This window comes from Emticicia sp., assembly GCF_049241225.1.
Classification (GTDB): Bacteria; Bacteroidota; Bacteroidia; order Cytophagales; family Spirosomataceae; genus Emticicia.
Map to the genome: position 1 here is coordinate 36,945 of NZ_JBMLRC010000037.1, position 17,685 is coordinate 54,629.

The following is a 17,685-nucleotide window of genomic DNA, read 5'->3' on the forward strand; positions in this document are numbered from 1 at the left end:
AAATATGAATTTACAAGAAATTTGCCACCAAACAGTAGAAGTAGCCAAAGAAGCAGGAGCATTTATTGCTCAAGAATCAGCTAAATTTAACCGAAATTCGGTTGAGTATAAAGATGTGAACAACGTAGTTTCGTATGTTGATAAAGAAACTGAAAAAATAATCGTGAGTCGTTTGCGGGAGATTTTGCCCGAAGCGGGTTTCATAACGGAAGAAGGCACAGCCGACTCATCTGACCTTGAAGGTTTAAATTGGATTATTGACCCACTTGATGGTACGGCCAATTTTATTCATGGTTTGCCCAATTATTCAGTGAGTTTAGCTCTCGCTCGTGGAAAAGATGTGTTAGTTGGAGTTGTGTATGTTGTTTGTTCAAACGAAGTCTTTTATGCCATGAAAGGTGGTGGAGCTTTTAGGAACGACCAACCAATTAAAGTTTCCCCAATCAAGCATTTAGGAGAAAGTTTATTGGCAACGGGTTTTCCTTACTATAAATTCGAGAATCAAGATAAATACCTCAAGATTTTAGAATCGTTGATGCAAAAAACACACGGTTTACGCCGAATGGGGTCTGCTGCCATTGATTTAGCCTACACAGCTTGCGGATATTTTGATGGTTTCTATGAATATAATCTCAACTCGTGGGATATGGCCGCTGGAATACTTCTTGTAACTGAAGCTGGCGGTTTTGCCTCAGATTTTTCGGGTGGAGACAACCATCTTTTTGGCGGAGATGTGGTAGTAGGTTCGGCAGTTCATGCGGAACTACTGGCCGAAATTCAACGTTATTGGACTGTATAGCTATTACATAAAAAACATTTCTGATTTATAAAATGACTACTTTTGTAATCACACCAGAGAATAAAGACCAATTGAAGGCCATTTCGAGTTTTTTGAAATTGGTAAATATTCCAGCAAAAACTTACACGAATGAGCAAAAAGAAGACTTGGCTATGTTTAAGTTAATGGAAGAAGAAAAAGAAAGTCCAATTTTGAATAACGAAGAAAAATTAGACTTTGAAAACTGGTTGCGTCAATGAAATATGAATATAAAGCGAGTTTTGAACGTGACGTAAAAAAGGTGCCAAATGTTTTGAAGCCCGCAATATTATAAATTATTGAAGATATCAAAAGAGCCAATAATGTAAACGAAATCGTAGGTATAAAGAAAATGGTAGGCTTTAAAAATGTCTATCGAATTCGAACAAAAGGTATCAAAGATTATCGAATTGGTTTTTATTATGAAAATGATACTGTTATTCTTAGCCGTTTCTTAGCACGTAAAGAGATATATAAAAATTTTCCTTGATAATGAATTTTGAAAAGCCGAGCGTCGAATCGCTAAAATACCCAATCGGAGATTTTGAATATGGAAAGAAATATTCTAAATCCGATACTCGTACACACATAAAAGTTTTAGAGAAATTACCTCAGCGATTGAAGGCCTTAGCAGCAAAACTATCTGATGCTCAATTAGATACACCTTACCGCCCAGAGGGTTGGACGGTGCGTCAGGTAGTGCATCATATTGCCGATAGCCACATAAATATGTTTACTCGTGTGCGTTTTGCTTTAACCGAAGAAAATCCGCCAATCAAAGGTTATGACGAAGCCGCTTGGGCTTTATTACCTGACCATTCGTTACCGATTAAGCCTTCTTTACAAATTATCGAGGGTTTGCACAAACGTATGGTGGTACTTTTTAAAAGTCTTGATAAAAAAGGATTAAAGAAAACATATTATCACGGTGGCTATCAAAAATCGTTTGATATGCAGGAAGTTATAGCCTTGTATGCGTGGCACTCGGAGCATCATTATCAACACATTGTTCAGGCACTAAAATGATAGAAAACATAATAATCGGACTCATTTTTGTTGGTGCAGTAGTTTATTTAGTAAATATTGTACGTAAACAATTTGCAGGAAAAGCATCGAGTTGTGCTGGCTGTGCAGGCAACTGCCAAGTCAGTAAGATTGAGATTCCTATAAAAGATTAAAAATATACCCTCCCTATTGGGGAGGGCTGGGAGGGGATTTACATCGGAGTGAAGGTAGCCTCATCAATAATCTGATGAGCGTGTTCTTTGCCTAAGTATTTATCGATAATGCTATGTGCTAAATAAATCAGTGGAGTGAGCAAAATAGCAACAACAAATTTGTATATATAATTATTTGTTCCAGTCGTCACCACTTCCGTAATTGTCCAGTTTCCGAATACATAAAAGGCTATAAAAATCACCACAAAACTATCAATCAGTTGAGAGACTAATGTCGAGCCTGTGGCTCTCAGCCAAATCATTTTATTGTTGGTATATTTTCTTAGCCAATGGAATACGGTAGCATCTAAAATTTGCCCAACCAAAAAAGCCGTAATTGATCCTAAAATAATTCCAAGCCCTTGGCGGAAAATAATTCCGTAAGCATCATCAATATTTAGGAAGTTTCCTGCATTATCTTTATTATTATGATTCACCCAAAAATCTGCTGGTGAGACTATTGTCGAGATATAAATAATAATAAAAGCATAAGCAATCAGAATAGCAGTCAGATAAGAAATTTTCTTTACGCCACTTTTGCCAAAGTATTCATTAATAATATCGGAAGTAATAAAAACGAAAGGCCAATTTAGTACCCCCGCCGACATATTAAAGTTGAATTTCTGCCCAAACAATGGAATTTGCAGAGGTGCAATGCCGAGTGTGGCCTCAACCGAAAAAATCTTAGCTCCAATCACTTCTGCCACAACGGCATTAGTTAAGAAAATCCCACATAAAATAAGATAGAGTGTTTGTTTTTTAGTTTTTATTGAGTCAGACATTTTTAGTTTAGATATTGGTTATTTGTTACAGGAAATCAGGAATTTATACCAATTTCCGGTAACCAGTTACAAGTCACTAATTATTACGCCATCTTGCATAACCAATTTTCGATCGGCCATATTTGCCAAATGTTCGTTATGAGTAATAATAACAAATGTCTGATTGAATTGTTTCCTCAACTCAAAAAACAATTGATGCAATTCTTCGGCATTTTTTGAGTCGAGATTTCCGCTTGGTTCATCAGCAAAAACCACAGATGGAGAGTTGATTAAGGCTCTTGCCACCGCTACACGCTGTTGTTCGCCACCCGAAAGTTCGGATGGAAAATGTTTGGCTCTTTCTTTTAAACCCAGTAGTTGGAGCAATTCTTCTGCTCTTTTTGTAGTTTCAGAAGTGTCCTTTCCGCCAATCCAAGCGGGTAAACAAACATTTTCTATGGCCGTAAATTCGGGCATGAGGTTATGAAACTGGAAAATAAAGCTAATTTTTTCATTTCTAAACTTAGCCAGTTCTTTATCTTTCAGTAAACCATAATCTACGCCATTGAGCAATACCTCGCCAGAATCAGCTTTATCGAGTGTTCCTAAAATTTGTAGAAGTGTGGTTTTTCCTGCTCCCGACGCTCCAACTATCGAAATTACTTCGCCTTGCTTTATTTCTAAGTCGATACCTTTCAACACCTGTAAGTTTCCGTAGTTTTTCTTTATATTTTTTGCTGTAAGCATTTTCTTGAGCTGCGATTCACCCAAATCGCTGTTATTAAATTTGTTATAAATTTTTAATGGTAAAATAATGACTAAAAATAGGCATTATTTGCCTAAATGTAAGCCTAATTCGTAATTTTATAGCAATTTAGCAATTAACTGAAATTTCGTAATTGTTATTTCATTTTTGTTGACTAATTTAGCAAAAAATTTAAAACTTAAAAAAATCCTACTTTACATGAACGTTCACGAGTATCAAGGTAAAGAAATACTAAGCCGATATGGCGTACGTATCCAGCGAGGAATCGTAGCCGAAACACCTGAGCAAGCAGTAGCTGCCTATCAGCAAATTGCCGAAATGACTAACTCTAAGTTTGCCGTTGTGAAATCACAAATTCACGCTGGTGGACGTGGGAAAGGTAGTATCGTAGGCTCTGAGCAAAGAGGTGTACAATTAGCAAAATCTGCTGATGATGTACAACGTATCTCAACAAATTTGCTTGGAAATGTATTAGTAACTATCCAAACTGGTGCTGAAGGAAAAGTTGTAAACAAAGTTTTGGTTGCAGAAGATGCTTACTATCCAGGAGAAAGCGAGCCCAAAGAATATTACATGGGTATCTTGCTCGACAGAGCAAAAGGTTGCAATGTAATCATGGCTTCGACTGAAGGTGGTATGGATATCGAAGAAGTAGCTGAACATACACCAGAGAAAATCTTCAAAGAGTGGATTGACCCACGTGTTGGTTTACAGGCTTTCCAAGCTCGTAAAATTGCCGATAAATTGGGCTTAACGGGAACTGCTAATAAAGAAATGGTGAAGTTTGTAACTTCATTGTATCAAGCTTATGTTGAATCAGACTCTTCAATGTTTGAAATCAACCCAGTTTTGAAAACATCTGATAATAAAATTTTAGCAGTTGATGCTAAAGTAAATATTGATGATAATGCTCTTTATCGCCACCCTGATTTGGCAGCTATGCGTGATAAGGCCGAAGAGGATCCATTGGAGGTAGAAGCAGCTGATAATGACCTCAACTATGTGAAACTAGACGGAAACGTTGGTTGTATGGTAAATGGTGCAGGTTTGGCAATGGCAACTATGGATATCATCAAGCTTTCGGGTGGTGAGCCTGCTAACTTCCTTGACGTAGGTGGTGGTGCAAATGCTAAAACTGTGGAAGCTGGTTTCAGAATTATCTTGAAAGACCCGAACGTTAAAGCTATTTTGATTAATATCTTTGGTGGTATCGTGCGTTGCGACCGTGTTGCGACTGGTGTAGTTGAGGCTTACAAAGCCATCGGCGAAATCCCAGTGCCAATTATTGTTCGTTTGCAAGGAACAAACGCGGCTGAAGGTGCGGCAATCATCAACGAATCTGGTTTGAAAGTTTATTCTGCAATTGTTTTGAAAGAAGCAGCCGAATTAGTTGAGAAAGTATTGAACGAAAATTAATTTTTCGCTTGAATTATATAAAAAAGGTGTTATTCCGAGAATAACACCTTTTTTGTTGCTATCAATCTTTGTGAGCAGCTGCTGTTTTTTGGCAACAACTTGGTAAAGCATCGTGCGATTTTTGGTCGGCTACAATTTCATCTGCATCATAACCAATTTTCGAAATCACTCCTTTGATTTTTTCTGGACTTGTCTTTTTTGTGTTGTAAGTAATTGTTACAACTTTATCCTCTAAGTTTAAGTTAGAACTAACAATTCCCTTAGAAACACCCAAATCACGCTCGATACGTTTTTTGCACATACCACATTTTGCTGATGTCTTGATTTTTACTTCAGCCGTTTTCGGCGGTTCAATCGCGAATGTTAAAATGCTGATAGTCAGTAAAATAGTCAAAATTGAAATTGCTTTTTTCATTGTATTATTGCGGTTCGTCGCCACGATTTATAGTTTATTAAATTTTATTCTTTCAATACAATTCCGTTGGGCTGACCACCAACCGAAATATCTTTTGTTTTTGTGTGAGTGCTGGCATCAATTACAGATACCGTATTACCTTTCTGATTAACCACAAATGCTCGTTTCATATCTTTTGTAAAAGTTACGGCGTGAGCATCATTGCCAGTAACGATACTACCCTTCAAGCTCCAACGATTATTTTTTCTTTCAAAATAGGCCACTTTATTTTCACCAGCTTGACAAACCCAAAGTTCATTGAGGCTTTGATTATATGCGATTTGCCCAGGCGTAAAAACAACATCTAAGTAATCAACGACCGTCAGGGTTTTAGCATCAATGACATTTATGGTTTGAGCAACTTTGTTTTCTACGTAAATTTTATCATCAATTCCCGCCCAAACATTGGTCGGGAAAGCATCAACTTTGATTGTTTTGGTGATTAATTTTGTTTTTGCGTTTAAAACATAAACAAAACTGCTCTCACCCAATGCTACAAAAACATATTGTCCATCTCTCGAAAAAACTACTTCTGTCGGGTCAGTTCCGAGTACAATTCTATTTTTTAAAGTACCATTATTGGCATCATATACAAACATTTCGCCAGTGTGAGTCGAACTTGCTGTCCAGACTTCGCTACCATCAGCATTAAATGCTGCATTAAAATTGACACTTGGTACTGCAATTTTCAACAAAGTATTGCCATTTTGTGTGTCAATGATAGCTACGCCTCCTTTTTTGTTAGTTGCGTTGTGTAAAGCAGCATGACCAAGTAAAAAATCAAATTCTGGTAAAGCTACCGCTATTTTTTTGCCATCAGCCGACAAATTAATGTGGTGCGGAAAACGCCCTAACTCGGTCAGTTGAATGATATTTTTTACACTCAATTCATTCAAGTCGATAATTGAAATATTATTGCTTGCACCGTTTACTACATATCCTTTTGGATAATCAGTTATAACAGGTTTTGGCTCAGTATCTACTTTTTGGGACTCCTTGCACGACGACACAAATAGGCTCAAAAAAATAATTCCTATAGTCAGATAGTTAAATGTGTAAATTCGTTTTTTCAGTTGCATTGTAATTTGATTTCTTATTTCTAAAACGAATCTACTTAGTTTAACTGTATAATGAAAACAGATTTTAAGCAAAATCTAAATTCTTCCGCCTAATTTATAACGTGTACCAAAATATATCACCTTACCCACGACTGGCCCCCATGCACTGCCTGCGTCAAAACGGCTACCAAATGGGTTCTCAGGAGTTACAATTGGTGATTTTTGAGTGAAATTTGTTAGGTTTTCTCCTCCAAGATACACATCCCATCTTCTGAACGAACGACTTACTTGTGCGTTCAGATTTACGAAAGCTGGTGCAAACTGGATTGGCATTGTTTCATAGCTTGTATGTAGATACTCCGTCGATAAATTCGGAATTCTTCGTTTGCCGTTGTATTGTAGTGTGGCATCAAATTTCCATTTATCGAAAGGTAGTGCATAACCAACGTTAAACAAAATTCTATCTCGAGGAATAAACATTTTTTGTACCGTAATCTGCTGCTCAAATGCTTTTCCGAGTGTTTGCCATACATCAGAATAGCGATAAGCGATTTTGAATTCGAGTCGAGGTGCTGGTACAAGATTCAACTCTATTTGGGCCGAGTTGGCATAGTTTTTTCCTTGTGAATTGTAGAAATACAAGAAATTTGGGTGCTCGGTATCACCAATCAATTGATTTTGGAATCGAGTATGAAACAAGTCAATAATCAAATTAGATTTTCCGAAAGTTTTGGTCAAACTCACTCCGTAATTCCATGAAACTTCAGGGTTGATGGTTTCTAAGAAACGAACTGTTCTTGAACTTACCAAATTTCCGAAATATTCGGCAAATGGATTGGCGGTTCGGAAACCTTTTCCTGCCGAAAGACGCAAGGCTGTATTTTCAGTTGCGTTATATAGTACGTGCAAGCGAGGCGTGAATATCGTACCAAAAAGATTATGAAAATCAAGCCGTGTACCAGCTACTGCGGTTAGTTTATCGAGGTGCTTGTAGGTATATTCAAAGAATCCACCTTTCACTATTTCTTCACGCTGATAAATTAAATCAGTAAATTTTTCATCGTAATTATCATACAAAAAGCTTAAACCCGCTTTATATGAGTGATTGGTGTTGCCAAAAATATCTTGATAAATTAGATTGCCGTAGAGTGTTTGTTGTTTGCCATCATACGGACGAAAGCCGAACTGTGATTTTGAATCATGTATTACTCCGTTGACAATTAGACCTAAGCCTCTATATGGTTTTGACTGATAAAGTTTAGCGGTTTTTGAGAAAAACTCGACTCTATTCGTTGTATTAGAAAATCTATAAATAAGATTATCAAGTGATAATGGATTTTTATTGATTTGCCCACCCAAACGAGTATCATAAAGGTATTTGACACCAAATTGAGCAACCATTTTATCGGATTCATATTTCCAACGATTAATAAAATTTGCTTGGGTATATTTAGGCAAATCATAGAAATTATCGTTGTTTTTATCAATCGAGGTTTGCATCGTAGAGCCATGTGATAGAAATGCCACCGACCATTTGGGTTTAGATTCTTGTTTTTGTTTAAAAATATGTGCCAAATTGAGATTGATTTCTCCACGACCTAAGCTATTTACATAGGTATTGAGATATACTTTTTCGGCTAAATCTGGTTTTTGAAGTTCCACATTGATTTGTCCTGTCATTGACTCATAACCATTTACTACCGAACCTGCACCTTTGCCAATATCAATCGACTGAATCCATGTTCCAGGAATATAGTTTAGCCCAAAAGTTGTGGCCAGTCCTCTGATTGATGGTATATTTTCGACATTGGTTTGTACATAAGTTCCTGCCAAACCTAATAGTTGAATCTGTTTTGCACCCGTGACGGCGTCTGCATAACTCACTGAAACCGAGGCGTTTGTCTCGAAACTCTCAGAAAGGTTACAACAAGCAGCTTTTGCCAATGCCTTTGATGTCAAGATTTCGGTATGAATTGGCGATAGCCTATCCATTGAAGTTGAACTACTACGAACTACCACTTCTTGGAGTTGATTTTCGGATTGCAGATAAACTCTCAAATCGGTTTCGTTACTAATGTCGAGTGTGTCAGATTTATAGCCAACAAAGCTGATTACCAGTTTTTTGGATTTGGCACGAGCAATCGTAAATTTCCCTTCAACATCGGTGGTAGTGGCTATTTTTGTGCCAAGCCAGTTTACAGTTGCTCCAATGATTGGCTCTTCTTTATTATTGTTTTTATCTAAAACTACACCGCTGACATTTTGGGCAAAACTTGTACTTACCGATAGAAATAGTAATACAATAAATTGCCAATGTATATTTTTTTGAATGAGATTCTCCATTTTATTAGTTTTTAATGACAATTCCGTTGGGTTTTTGACCAACCTGAATGTCTTTTATTTTGGTGTGATTAGCTGCATCGACAATTGAAACTGTGAGGTTCTTCTGATTAGTAACATAAGCAAGTTTACCATCTTTCGAGAATGCAATGGCATGAGCATCCAAACCCGTTTGTATGCTGCCAGCTTTTTTCCATTTATTATTTTCTCTTGTAAAATAGTAAACAAAACTCTGACCTGCATTGCTTACCCACATTTCGTTTAATGACTGATTATAAGCAACATAACCAGGCGTAAAACCTAAATCTACGGTTTCAACAATTTCAAGTTTATCAACATTAATGATACTCACACTTTTTCCTATTTCATTATCGACATACATATTACCATCTGAGCCTGTCCATGCTCCCACAGGTTCATTTCCAACAGCAATCGTTTTTATTACCTTTTTGGTTTGAATGTCAATGACCGATACCGAGTTACTGCCCCCGTTTGCCGTAAAAGCATATTTTCCGTTTGACGAGAATGTAACTTCGGCGGGGTCATTCCCAACTGCAATCATATTTTTAAGAGTCATGTTTTGTGCGTCAAAAACCAGTGTTTTACCGTCATGTTGCATCAAAGTTGTCCATATTTCTTTGCCATCTGGCGAGAAAATAGAGTTATGATTTGGTTTGTCTAAGTCTGTCTTTGAAAGTGTTTGCCCAGTTTTGGCATCAACAATCAAGATTTTACCTTTTGTTTCATGAACACCCGAGTGTCCTTCCGTTAAATCTACTCCCGGAACACCGATACTGAGTTTTGTGCCATCTGGCGAAAGATAAATATGATGAGGAAATTGAATATCATCGCTCGAATTGTGTGATAAATGCCCACCGCCTGATTTATTGCTCAATTTTATAGTATTAATTTCATAATTTGCCAGGTCAATCACGGAGATAGTTGTACTTTCTCCATTGATTACATAAGCCGAAGGAGAGCTAATATTTAGGATAGGTTGCATCTCATCGTTTGAACACGATAAGATTAAACCCATGATTGCGATAGAAATTATTATTTTTTTCATTGGTTAATTTGTTGATGATTTTTTGTCAAATTATAAATTTTCAAAATCAAGAGAAACACTTAAATACTCCCAACTCATCTTGATGGTACCTGTACTCTTATTTTTTGAGAGTACTTCGTAGGTCAAGGCCTCGGTGATATTTTTGCTTTTTTTAGGTTTTACTTTTATCCTAATCATATCATTTTCTTGCTTATAGTCATCAGCCAAGTGCATATCCCACGTTTTGCTTAAAATGATTGTCCACTCATTTTTGTCTGGAATTGTAAAGAAACCATATCTGCCTTTTGGGATTGTCGTTCCTTTTATTTTAACATCCTTCGAAAAATCCACCCAAGTTGCTTTATGAGCACCCGTTGACCATACTTGGTTATAGGCTACCAAACCATTCCAAATGTTACGTCCTCGCACACTTGGTGAGCCATACTCAATGTGAACATGATTGTCGCCAATCATTTCCATCGTAACCATTTTCGGACTTTTGGGCTTTGCTGCTACCTTGCTGGTATCAGTTTTTGGTTGATGGTTTTCGTGTTGAGCAAAAGAAATAATTGTCGAAAATAGAAATATGCTTAAGATTGATATTTTTTTCATGTTGTTTTATTTTGTTTTGAATTTGATTTTTGACTTACAAAAAATAGCGTAAATCCACTAATTATCGTTATGATTCCAAACACTGAAAAAGCTCTCAATAACCAATTCGAAATATTGTCTCGACTTTGATAATCCATCGTGTGCAGCATCCATAAAAAATCGAAGATTCTCCATTTACTATTTCTAAACTTTTGTACTGTACCGAGTTCGCTCGCTACATAAACCGTTGTATTGGTTGGGTGCGAAAATGTGATTGCATAAGCTGGAAGTGGCTGCTCTCGGTATTCATGATGCCCATTGGTGTTGGTCAGATACTCGACAGATTTGACTGGTGCATCATTCAGAAAACTTTTTTTTGCAATTTCAATCGCTTCTTCTTTGCTAAGTGCTGGTCGTAACTCACCGGTTTTGGCATTTGCCAGTTGTATTTTATTACCTCTATCGTGTTCTTTTGAATAAGTAATTTGATAAAAAGGACGATTCAGAATTTGTATCAAGCGAATATCAAAAAGGAAATTTACCGAATCTTTCAATTTAATCTGTTGAATAATACCTTTAGGGTTTACAAAGTCAATATCGGCTCCCATTGGGTGAATGTGGGCTTTTTGGTGGTCGCCATGAACTTCGTCCATATCTGACCAACTAAAATAAAGTCCGCCGATTGTCCACAAAAAGAATTGAATTCCTAAGATTACACCTAACCAACGATGAGTTTTTCTGATTTTTCGCTGAAATACGCCTTTCTTCATACTTTTTTAAATGACTAACATTAAAATGGCCATTCCTACCATCAATAAATCTTCTATAATAGTTACTGTACTCATTGGCAGATTAAAAACTGTTCCCAGACAAGCACATCTAATTTTTTTCTTATCTAAAACACTCTGAATGACGCCAACCGAACTAAAACCCATGATTATAATTGTTGCCCAATTCGTGAATTGTGGTTGAAACGATGTCAGATATGCCAGTCCTAATCCCAACTCAATGAATGGGTAAATCAAACCATAAATTGGTACTTTCATCGCCAATAAATCATACATGGCGTAGCTTTCAGAAAATGCTTTTAGATTTAGAAACTTAAAAAATGAAAAAACAATAAAAAATCCAGCCATGAAATTGTTCATAAAGTGCATCCAACTAAAATGAACTGTTTCAAAGATATTGTTGTGAAAAGCCTTGATGATTGAAACTCCTGTGATGAAAGCGAATATTAATAAAAGTGGACGGTAAGTTTCAAACCAAGTTTTTGGCGTTTCTTCTTCTGAAAAGATTTGTTTTTCGACTGCCGGTTTTTCATTAACCGCATATTTTGAATAGGGTTTTACTACTTCAATGAAAGTACTTAGTGGAATATGCTTTTCCATTTCAACAGTTGCACTGTTGGTGTTGCGGTCAACCAAAACTGTTTTTACACCTTCAATTCCCGAAAAAAGATGCTGTATTTTATATTCGCATGCTTCGCAGGTCATGCCTGTTACTTCAAATGTATGTGTCATTGTTCTTTTGTTTTAATTTAACTTTAAATTTCGTTCACAAAGGTACAGTGCCTCTTTTGGTTAAATGTTACAAAATTTTAGATAGAATTTACATCATTTTGAAGCTGGTCAATTGAGTGACGTTTTTTATTCTCAATCTTTTTAAATTCGCTTGGTGTAATACCCATTATCTGTTTAAATTGATTGGAAAGGTGTGCTACACTGCTATAATTTAGCTTCCAAGCAATTTCTGATAAGCTTAGGTCGCCATTAAAGAGCAATTCTTTTGTACGTTCTATTTTTTGAGCAATGATATATTTCTCAATTGTTGTTTTTTCAATCGATGAAAATAAACTGCTGATAAATGAATAGTCGTAACCAAGTTTTTTGACTAAAAAATCAGAGAAATTTTGAGAAGAACTTTTATCGGTATCGAGTTGATAAACTTCATTGATAACCAAGAGTTTAATTTGCTCAACTATAGCCAAACGCTGGTCTGTAATGAGTTCAAAACCTGAATTTTGTAGTGTATTTTTTATATCTTGAAATTGCGAAATGGTAGCTTGTTCGGCCAATTCCACATAGCCAAGTGCGGTTTTTGTTACCTTTATACCAATATTTTCAAGGTCTTGGCGTACGACCCTTATACAACGGTCACACACCATATTTTTGATGAGTAGTTTCATTTTTGTAAAATAGTCAATAGAAAAATACAGCCACAAGTTATGAGGCCTGATTATTTTGCCAAGAATATTTTACTCAAATTAAGAATGTTTGATTCTGAACCAAAATGGCTCGACCAGTAGAGGATGGGGGAGAAGAAGCTTGATTTTTGGAAGATATATTATTCAAAATATCTTCAACAATTGCTTTGATAAACGAAATGACTGTAGTTTTTACCCAATCTAAGCCATTTTGTACGAATTTAGCTACACTTTGAGAAGCCGAAGATGAATAATCAACGTTTTCGTATTTTTCTTCTTCAGTACAGCATTTTGCTTTTTTTACTGTAGTTTTTTGTGGTAAATTTTCTTTTTTTGCAGTTTTGTTACAACAAGCTGTTTCGCTTTTGCGTAAAGAGGTTTGTTTCCCTCTCACTGTACAAGAATGTTCAACCAAACCAAAGCCGGTGCTACTGAGTAGCACAACTACTGCCATCAACACATTAAATATGCGAAATAGAGCCTTTTTCATTGATTTGATTGAAATTACATACAAATGTATAAATTTATAAACGAATTTAGCAAGAAAAAGTTCATGATTTTATGCTAAAAGACTTCCATTTGGTACTTTTTGTTGCGGTTCGGATAAAACTACCTCCCCATCTTCCAAAATAAAGCCAGTTGTAAGAACCTCCGACATAAAATCGGCGATTTGTCGAGGCGGGAAATTGGTCACACATATTACTTGTTTGCCAAGCAATTCTTCCTTCGTATAGAGTTTAGTGATTTGTGCCGACGAACGTTTTACACCAATGACATCTCCAAAATCTATCAAAAGCTTGTAGGCGGGTTTACGAGCCTTCGGAAAATCATTAACTTCGATGATGGTGCCGGCACGGAGCTCTACTTTTTCAAAATCTTGCCAAGTGATAGTTTCCATTTTTATCAAAAATTAAGAAAGGACAACTTTTTAGGGCTGTCCTTTCGGTAAAGCAAATTATTTTAGGCTGCCAACCATGTCTTCTGGTTTTACCCACTCGTCGAATTCTTCGGCTGTTAAATAACCTAAACTAATAGCCGTTTCTTTGAGTGTTGAACCATTTTTATGAGCAGTTTGTGCAATCTCTGCTGCTTTATAGTAGCCAATCTTTGTATTGAGGGCAGTTACAAGCATCAAAGAGTTGTTTACGTGTTTTTTAATGTTTTCTTCAAGTGGAGCAATGCCAACCGCACATTTATCATTGAACGAAACACAACCTTCGCCAATCAAACGTGCTGAGTGTAAGAAATTATAAATCATTACTGGTTTGAATACATTCAATTCAAAATGACCCATTGCACCACCAAAGTTGATAGCCACATCATTTCCCATCACTTGTGCCGCAATCATTGTGAGAGCTTCGCATTGTGTTGGGTTTACTTTTCCTGGCATGATTGAAGAACCCGGCTCGTTATCAGGAATAAATAATTCGCCGATACCTGCACGTGGGCCAGAAGAAAGCATACGAACATCGTTAGCAATTTTCATCAAACTTGCAGCAACAGTTTTCAATGCTCCGTGAGCCTCAACGATGGCATCATGAGCCGCCAATGCTTCAAATTTATTTTCGGCTGTGATGAATGGCAAACCTGTTAAATTAGCGATGTGTTTTGCTACAACTTCCGAGTACCCAGCTGGAGTATTGATACCCGTTCCAACGGCAGTTCCACCAAGAGCTAATTCAGAAAGGTGTTCTAAGGTATTTTTGATGGCTTTCAGACCATGATTTAGTTGCGAAACGTAGCCCGAAAATTCTTGTCCAACTGTCAACGGCGTTGCGTCCATGAAGTGAGTACGCCCGATTTTTACGACGTTCATAAATTCAGCCGATTTTGCCGCTAATGTATCACGCAATTTTTCGATACCCGGAATAGTAACTTCAATCAACATCTTGTAAGCCGCAATGTGCATGGCTGTTGGGAAAGTATCGTTCGATGATTGTGATTTATTTACATCATCATTTGGGTGTAAGAATTTCTGTTTGTCACCCAAATCTCCGCCTTGTAGTACATGTCCACGGTAGGCAATCACCTCGTTACAGTTCATGTTCGACTGCGTACCTGAGCCTGTTTGCCAAACAACCAATGGAAATTGGTCATCGAGTTTTCCTGCCAAAATTTCATTACATACAGTACCAATTAAATCAGCTTTTTCTTTTGGCAATACTCCTAATTCATTATTGGCTAAAGCAGCACCGTGCTTTAGATACGCAAATGCCTTGATGATTTCCTTTGGCATTTTATTAATATCTTGGGCAATCTTAAAGTTTTCGATTGAGCGTTGAGTCTGAGCACCCCAGTATACATCAGCGGGTACTTGTACCTCGCCCATCGTATCTTTTTCTATTCTGTATTGCATGATTTTTTTTTAATTATGAATAAGAGTGGTTTGAAAATTTATCACTTCCGCAAAAATAACTTAGAATTGAATATAGTTTTGAAAAACTATACTTTTTTTACGATTTTAAACAAAAAAAAGCACGGTTGATGCCGTGCTTTTAAACAATAGTATCTTGACGATTAATTCAATCGATATGGTACGATTAAGTTAAATTCTGGAATTTCTACATGAAATTGCTTACCATCAATGAGGCGTTCCATTAAATAGGTGCCTACCATCTTTCCGATAGTAGTTTTTAGATTACATCCTGATACGTATTCATGAATTTCCCCGGGTTCCAAAACAGGTTGAACTCCAATCACACCTTCACCTTCTACTTCTCTTACGGTTGCGTTTGTGTCAAAAATAAACCACTGACGACGTATCAACTGTATGGTATTTTCACTGTTGTTTTCAATTCTGATATGGTATGTGAAAACATAGTGTTCTTGAATCGGGTTTGAATATGAAGGCTGATATTCGGTTTTTACGGTAACTTTAACACCAGCAGTTACAGCAGTTGTTGTCATAGTGTTTTGTATAAGTTTTATAAATAATCAAGGCAATTGCCAAACAAGTTAAACTTTTATCGATTCTAATCATATTTAATTGTACAAAAGTTGCCTAACGGATACAAATACTATAGTTTTATAACTTTAACGTAGTAAAATTACATAAAATATTTAAATCATTTATTTTTTTATTGTATGGATGTGAAAATTGAAGAAAGTTGGAAAGTAAGGCTAAGTTATGAGTTTGAAAAACCTTATTTCGAGAAATTAATAGATTTTGTCAAAAATGCCTACTCTACCACAGTTTGTTATCCTCCAGGGAGCTTGATTTTTAATGCATTTGACAAATGTTCATTTGATAAAACTCGAATAGTAATTCTTGGCCAAGATCCTTATCACGGGCCCCGGCAAGCCAATGGACTAAGTTTTTCTGTAAATGATGGTGTTACTTTTCCACCCTCACTTATCAATATCTTTAAGGAGCTTAACGATGATTTGGGAGTACCTTTCCCAAAAAGTGGTAACCTAGAGCGTTGGGCCGAGCAAGGTGTACTTTTATTAAATTCTACGCTTACGGTGCAAGCAGCCAGTGCGGGCTCTCATCAAAATAAAGGTTGGGAGCAATTTACTGATGCCGTAATTAAATGTATCAATGATGAAAAAGAAGGTGTGGTATTTATGCTTTGGGGGAAATATGCTCAGGACAAAGGTAAAATTATTGATACCACGAAGCATTTTGTGCTGAAGTCAAAGCATCCATCGCCAATGTCGGCTAATTTTGGAGGATGGTTTGGAAATAAACATTTTAGTCAAGCGAATAATTATTTGAAAAGTAGGGGAGTTTCCGAAATTGAATGGTAAGTTAGTTACTGGTCAATTAGTTATTAGTAAACTTGTTTTTGGGGAATTGATTACGAATCAATAACCAATTCCCCAGCAACTATTATCTAATTATCGAAAACAATCTGCTCCAACGGATTTTGTTTAAGAAACTTCCCTCGCTGTCGATTGACATCCAAATAAATACCGCTTTTCCTACGATGTGGTCTTCGGGTACAAATCCCCAGAAACGTGAATCGTCAGAACCATGACGATTATCTCCCATCATGAAGTAATAATTTTGCTTGAAAGTATACGATGTGATTGGCTTTCCATCAATCAAGATTCTGCCATTTTCGTATTTTGCATTTTCGTTTCCATCAAAAGTAGTAATAACACCTTTGTATAGAGCAATGTTTTTCTCGTCTAAAGTTACGGTCATACCTTTCTTCGGAATCGTAATCGGACCATAATTGTCACGATTGAAAGGGAATAAACGAGTATTATGAGGGAAAGTTGGGTATCTACGGTCAGTTGTATCACCTTTAGCCATGAGCATTGGCGTGACACTCTTTACAAAATCCAAACCTTTCATTTCGTTCACTGCTTTTGCCGATGCCGTAACGTAATAAATCGTCTTATCGGTCATACGTAAATCTTGCTCAAACTCAGTGATTTCGTATTTCTTGAAAATCTTTTCGTTTACTTGTGTATTGGTTTCAATGGCATATTCCATTTGCATCTTTTCTGGATTATCCGACATTTTACCATTGATAAATACTTGTCCATCACGCACTTCGAGCACATCGCCTGCAATACCTACGCAACGTTTGATATAGTTGGTACGTAAATCGACAGGATATTTATCATAGCCACCAAATTCGTCGGGACGCTCTGGGCAACCTGGATAATTGAAAACCACTACATCATTGTTTTTTACAGAAGTAAATCCTGGCAAACGGAATTGTGGCAACTGGATAAGGTCTGAATACGAAGGTAGATCAGTAAACCAAATTTTTTGGTGCGTAAGCGGAACCTGTAAGATTGTTTTTGGAGTACGAGAACCGTAGTGCAGTTTACTTACAAAAAGAAAGTCATTGACTAATAAGCTTTTTTCCATCGAAGGTGTTGGAATTGTATAAGCCTCTAAAAACATCCATCTAATGAGTGTAGCCGCAACAACTGCAAATAACACCGAATCCCACCATTCTCTAATAGCTGATTTTTTCTTTTTTGGTTTTGTATTAGTTTGTACTTCTGCCATTGATATAGTTTTTAATACTTTAGAATCTATTTAAGGTTATTTTGA

21 protein-coding genes are annotated in these 17,685 nt (G+C 36.6%); 6 read left to right on the forward strand and 15 right to left on the reverse strand.

Going from position 1 to position 17,685, the window contains the following annotated elements; genetic code table 11:
- The first annotated feature begins 4 nt into the window (after window positions 1-4).
- The 4 genes from ACOVO2_RS02305 to ACOVO2_RS02320 all read left to right on the forward strand — a co-directional run bounded on the left by ACOVO2_RS02305 (window position 5) and on the right by ACOVO2_RS02320 (window position 1,995).
- On the forward strand, window positions 5-799 hold the full coding sequence (locus tag ACOVO2_RS02305; RefSeq protein WP_421768440.1) for an inositol monophosphatase family protein: 795 nt from the start codon (window positions 5-7) through the stop codon (window positions 797-799).
- A 32-nt stretch (window positions 800-831) separates the two neighbouring features.
- On the forward strand, window positions 832-1,038 hold the full coding sequence (locus ACOVO2_RS02310) for a hypothetical protein (protein ID WP_421768420.1): 207 nt from the start codon (window positions 832-834) through the stop codon (window positions 1,036-1,038).
- A gap of 271 nt (window positions 1,039-1,309) precedes the next feature.
- A complete protein-coding gene (locus ACOVO2_RS02315) occupies window positions 1,310-1,843 on the forward strand; it encodes a YfiT family bacillithiol transferase (protein WP_421768421.1) in 534 nt (177 codons plus the stop codon).
- Window positions 1,840-1,995: a FeoB-associated Cys-rich membrane protein gene (locus ACOVO2_RS02320; protein ID WP_421768422.1), complete on the forward strand. Its 156-nt coding sequence runs from the start codon at window positions 1,840-1,842 to the stop codon at window positions 1,993-1,995. Before ACOVO2_RS02315 ends, ACOVO2_RS02320 begins: the two co-directional genes overlap by 4 nt.
- A 38-nt stretch (window positions 1,996-2,033) precedes the next feature.
- Here the strand turns inward: ACOVO2_RS02320 and ACOVO2_RS02325 are convergent, their stop codons facing one another.
- Together ACOVO2_RS02325 and ACOVO2_RS02330 are read right to left on the reverse strand one after the other, a co-directional pair.
- A complete protein-coding gene (locus ACOVO2_RS02325; RefSeq protein WP_421768423.1) occupies window positions 2,034-2,816 on the reverse strand; it encodes a queuosine precursor transporter in 783 nt (260 codons plus the stop codon).
- 66 nt (window positions 2,817-2,882) lie between these two features.
- Window positions 2,883-3,542 (reverse strand): ABC transporter ATP-binding protein, encoded by a 660-nt coding sequence (locus tag ACOVO2_RS02330; RefSeq protein WP_421768424.1) that lies wholly within the window; start codon window positions 3,540-3,542, stop codon window positions 2,883-2,885.
- A gap of 217 nt (window positions 3,543-3,759) precedes the next feature.
- On the opposite strand from ACOVO2_RS02330, the gene sucC reads away from it, so the two are divergent.
- A complete protein-coding gene (gene sucC, locus ACOVO2_RS02335) occupies window positions 3,760-4,977 on the forward strand; it encodes an ADP-forming succinate--CoA ligase subunit beta (protein ID WP_421768425.1) in 1,218 nt (405 codons plus the stop codon).
- Between the two features lie 61 nt (window positions 4,978-5,038).
- Here sucC and ACOVO2_RS02340 read toward each other — a convergent pair whose 3' ends face one another.
- The 12 genes from ACOVO2_RS02340 to apaG all read right to left on the reverse strand — a co-directional run bounded on the left by ACOVO2_RS02340 (window position 5,039) and on the right by apaG (window position 15,575).
- On the reverse strand, window positions 5,039-5,392 hold the full coding sequence (locus tag ACOVO2_RS02340; protein ID WP_421768426.1) for a heavy-metal-associated domain-containing protein: 354 nt from the start codon (window positions 5,390-5,392) through the stop codon (window positions 5,039-5,041).
- 44 nt (window positions 5,393-5,436) lie between these two features.
- On the reverse strand, window positions 5,437-6,510 hold the full coding sequence (locus ACOVO2_RS02345) for a hypothetical protein (RefSeq protein ID WP_421768427.1): 1,074 nt from the start codon (window positions 6,508-6,510) through the stop codon (window positions 5,437-5,439).
- Window positions 6,511-6,585: 75 nt separating this feature from the next.
- Window positions 6,586-8,832, reverse strand: coding sequence for a TonB-dependent receptor domain-containing protein (locus ACOVO2_RS02350; protein ID WP_421768428.1), 2,247 nt, complete (start codon window positions 8,830-8,832; stop codon window positions 6,586-6,588).
- Between the two features lie 4 nt (window positions 8,833-8,836).
- Entirely contained in the window at window positions 8,837-9,895 is a 1,059-nt protein-coding gene (locus tag ACOVO2_RS02355; protein WP_421768429.1) for a YncE family protein, read from the reverse strand.
- A 30-nt stretch (window positions 9,896-9,925) separates the two neighbouring features.
- A complete protein-coding gene (locus ACOVO2_RS02360) occupies window positions 9,926-10,486 on the reverse strand; it encodes a DUF2911 domain-containing protein (protein WP_421768430.1) in 561 nt (186 codons plus the stop codon).
- Complete coding sequence (locus ACOVO2_RS02365) at window positions 10,483-11,235, reverse strand: PepSY domain-containing protein (RefSeq protein WP_421768431.1); 753 nt, start codon at window positions 11,233-11,235, stop codon at window positions 10,483-10,485. The genes ACOVO2_RS02360 and ACOVO2_RS02365 overlap by 4 nt, the downstream gene beginning before the upstream one ends.
- A 6-nt stretch (window positions 11,236-11,241) precedes the next feature.
- Window positions 11,242-11,985, reverse strand: a complete 744-nt coding sequence (locus ACOVO2_RS02370) for a heavy-metal-associated domain-containing protein (protein WP_421768432.1) — start codon at window positions 11,983-11,985, stop codon at window positions 11,242-11,244.
- Window positions 11,986-12,062: 77 nt separating this feature from the next.
- Window positions 12,063-12,650: a helix-turn-helix domain-containing protein gene (locus ACOVO2_RS02375; RefSeq protein WP_421768433.1), complete on the reverse strand. Its 588-nt coding sequence runs from the start codon at window positions 12,648-12,650 to the stop codon at window positions 12,063-12,065.
- Between the two features lie 73 nt (window positions 12,651-12,723).
- The gene (locus tag ACOVO2_RS02380; RefSeq protein WP_421768434.1) at window positions 12,724-13,158 is read right to left on the reverse strand and encodes an HYC_CC_PP family protein; all 435 of its coding nucleotides are present in this window, start codon (window positions 13,156-13,158) and stop codon (window positions 12,724-12,726) included.
- 69 nt (window positions 13,159-13,227) lie between these two features.
- Window positions 13,228-13,566 (reverse strand): tRNA-binding protein, encoded by a 339-nt coding sequence (locus ACOVO2_RS02385; RefSeq protein ID WP_421768435.1) that lies wholly within the window; start codon window positions 13,564-13,566, stop codon window positions 13,228-13,230.
- A gap of 57 nt (window positions 13,567-13,623) precedes the next feature.
- Window positions 13,624-15,024, reverse strand: a complete 1,401-nt coding sequence (gene fumC, locus ACOVO2_RS02390; protein ID WP_421768436.1) for a class II fumarate hydratase — start codon at window positions 15,022-15,024, stop codon at window positions 13,624-13,626.
- Between the two features lie 161 nt (window positions 15,025-15,185).
- Complete coding sequence (gene apaG, locus ACOVO2_RS02395) at window positions 15,186-15,575, reverse strand: Co2+/Mg2+ efflux protein ApaG (protein WP_421768437.1); 390 nt, start codon at window positions 15,573-15,575, stop codon at window positions 15,186-15,188.
- A gap of 177 nt (window positions 15,576-15,752) precedes the next feature.
- On the opposite strand from apaG, the gene ung reads away from it, so the two are divergent.
- The gene (gene ung, locus ACOVO2_RS02400; protein WP_421768438.1) at window positions 15,753-16,418 is read left to right on the forward strand and encodes a uracil-DNA glycosylase; all 666 of its coding nucleotides are present in this window, start codon (window positions 15,753-15,755) and stop codon (window positions 16,416-16,418) included.
- Window positions 16,419-16,500: 82 nt separating this feature from the next.
- Here ung and lepB read toward each other — a convergent pair whose 3' ends face one another.
- Window positions 16,501-17,640: a signal peptidase I gene (gene lepB / locus ACOVO2_RS02405; RefSeq protein WP_421768439.1), complete on the reverse strand. Its 1,140-nt coding sequence runs from the start codon at window positions 17,638-17,640 to the stop codon at window positions 16,501-16,503.
- Window positions 17,641-17,685 lie beyond the last annotated feature (45 nt).

Excerpts from the sequence above, each read along its gene's own strand:
- ACOVO2_RS02380 (WP_421768434.1), bottom strand. The coding sequence starts at position 13,158 with ATGAAAAAGGCTCTATTTCGCATATTTAATGTGTTGATGGCAGTAGTT.
- ACOVO2_RS02340 (WP_421768426.1), bottom strand. The coding sequence starts at position 5,392 with ATGAAAAAAGCAATTTCAATTTTGACTATTTTACTGACTATCAGCATT.
- sucC (WP_421768425.1), top strand. The coding sequence starts at position 3,760 with ATGAACGTTCACGAGTATCAAGGTAAAGAAATACTAAGCCGATATGGC.
- apaG (WP_421768437.1), bottom strand. The coding sequence starts at position 15,575 with ATGACAACAACTGCTGTAACTGCTGGTGTTAAAGTTACCGTAAAAACC.
- lepB (WP_421768439.1), bottom strand. The coding sequence starts at position 17,640 with ATGGCAGAAGTACAAACTAATACAAAACCAAAAAAGAAAAAATCAGCT.
- ACOVO2_RS02375 (WP_421768433.1), bottom strand. The coding sequence starts at position 12,650 with ATGAAACTACTCATCAAAAATATGGTGTGTGACCGTTGTATAAGGGTC.
- ACOVO2_RS02350 (WP_421768428.1), bottom strand. The coding sequence starts at position 8,832 with ATGGAGAATCTCATTCAAAAAAATATACATTGGCAATTTATTGTATTA.
- ung (WP_421768438.1), top strand. The coding sequence starts at position 15,753 with ATGGATGTGAAAATTGAAGAAAGTTGGAAAGTAAGGCTAAGTTATGAG.
- ACOVO2_RS02330 (WP_421768424.1), bottom strand. The coding sequence starts at position 3,542 with ATGCTTACAGCAAAAAATATAAAGAAAAACTACGGAAACTTACAGGTG.
- ACOVO2_RS02320 (WP_421768422.1), top strand. The coding sequence starts at position 1,840 with ATGATAGAAAACATAATAATCGGACTCATTTTTGTTGGTGCAGTAGTT.
- ACOVO2_RS02305 (WP_421768440.1), top strand. The coding sequence starts at position 5 with ATGAATTTACAAGAAATTTGCCACCAAACAGTAGAAGTAGCCAAAGAA.
- ACOVO2_RS02360 (WP_421768430.1), bottom strand. The coding sequence starts at position 10,486 with ATGAAAAAAATATCAATCTTAAGCATATTTCTATTTTCGACAATTATT.
- ACOVO2_RS02345 (WP_421768427.1), bottom strand. The coding sequence starts at position 6,510 with ATGCAACTGAAAAAACGAATTTACACATTTAACTATCTGACTATAGGA.
- ACOVO2_RS02325 (WP_421768423.1), bottom strand. The coding sequence starts at position 2,816 with ATGTCTGACTCAATAAAAACTAAAAAACAAACACTCTATCTTATTTTA.
- ACOVO2_RS02310 (WP_421768420.1), top strand. The coding sequence starts at position 832 with ATGACTACTTTTGTAATCACACCAGAGAATAAAGACCAATTGAAGGCC.
- ACOVO2_RS02365 (WP_421768431.1), bottom strand. The coding sequence starts at position 11,235 with ATGAAGAAAGGCGTATTTCAGCGAAAAATCAGAAAAACTCATCGTTGG.
- ACOVO2_RS02370 (WP_421768432.1), bottom strand. The coding sequence starts at position 11,985 with ATGACACATACATTTGAAGTAACAGGCATGACCTGCGAAGCATGCGAA.
- ACOVO2_RS02355 (WP_421768429.1), bottom strand. The coding sequence starts at position 9,895 with ATGAAAAAAATAATAATTTCTATCGCAATCATGGGTTTAATCTTATCG.
- fumC (WP_421768436.1), bottom strand. The coding sequence starts at position 15,024 with ATGCAATACAGAATAGAAAAAGATACGATGGGCGAGGTACAAGTACCC.
- ACOVO2_RS02385 (WP_421768435.1), bottom strand. The coding sequence starts at position 13,566 with ATGGAAACTATCACTTGGCAAGATTTTGAAAAAGTAGAGCTCCGTGCC.
- ACOVO2_RS02315 (WP_421768421.1), top strand. The coding sequence starts at position 1,310 with ATGAATTTTGAAAAGCCGAGCGTCGAATCGCTAAAATACCCAATCGGA.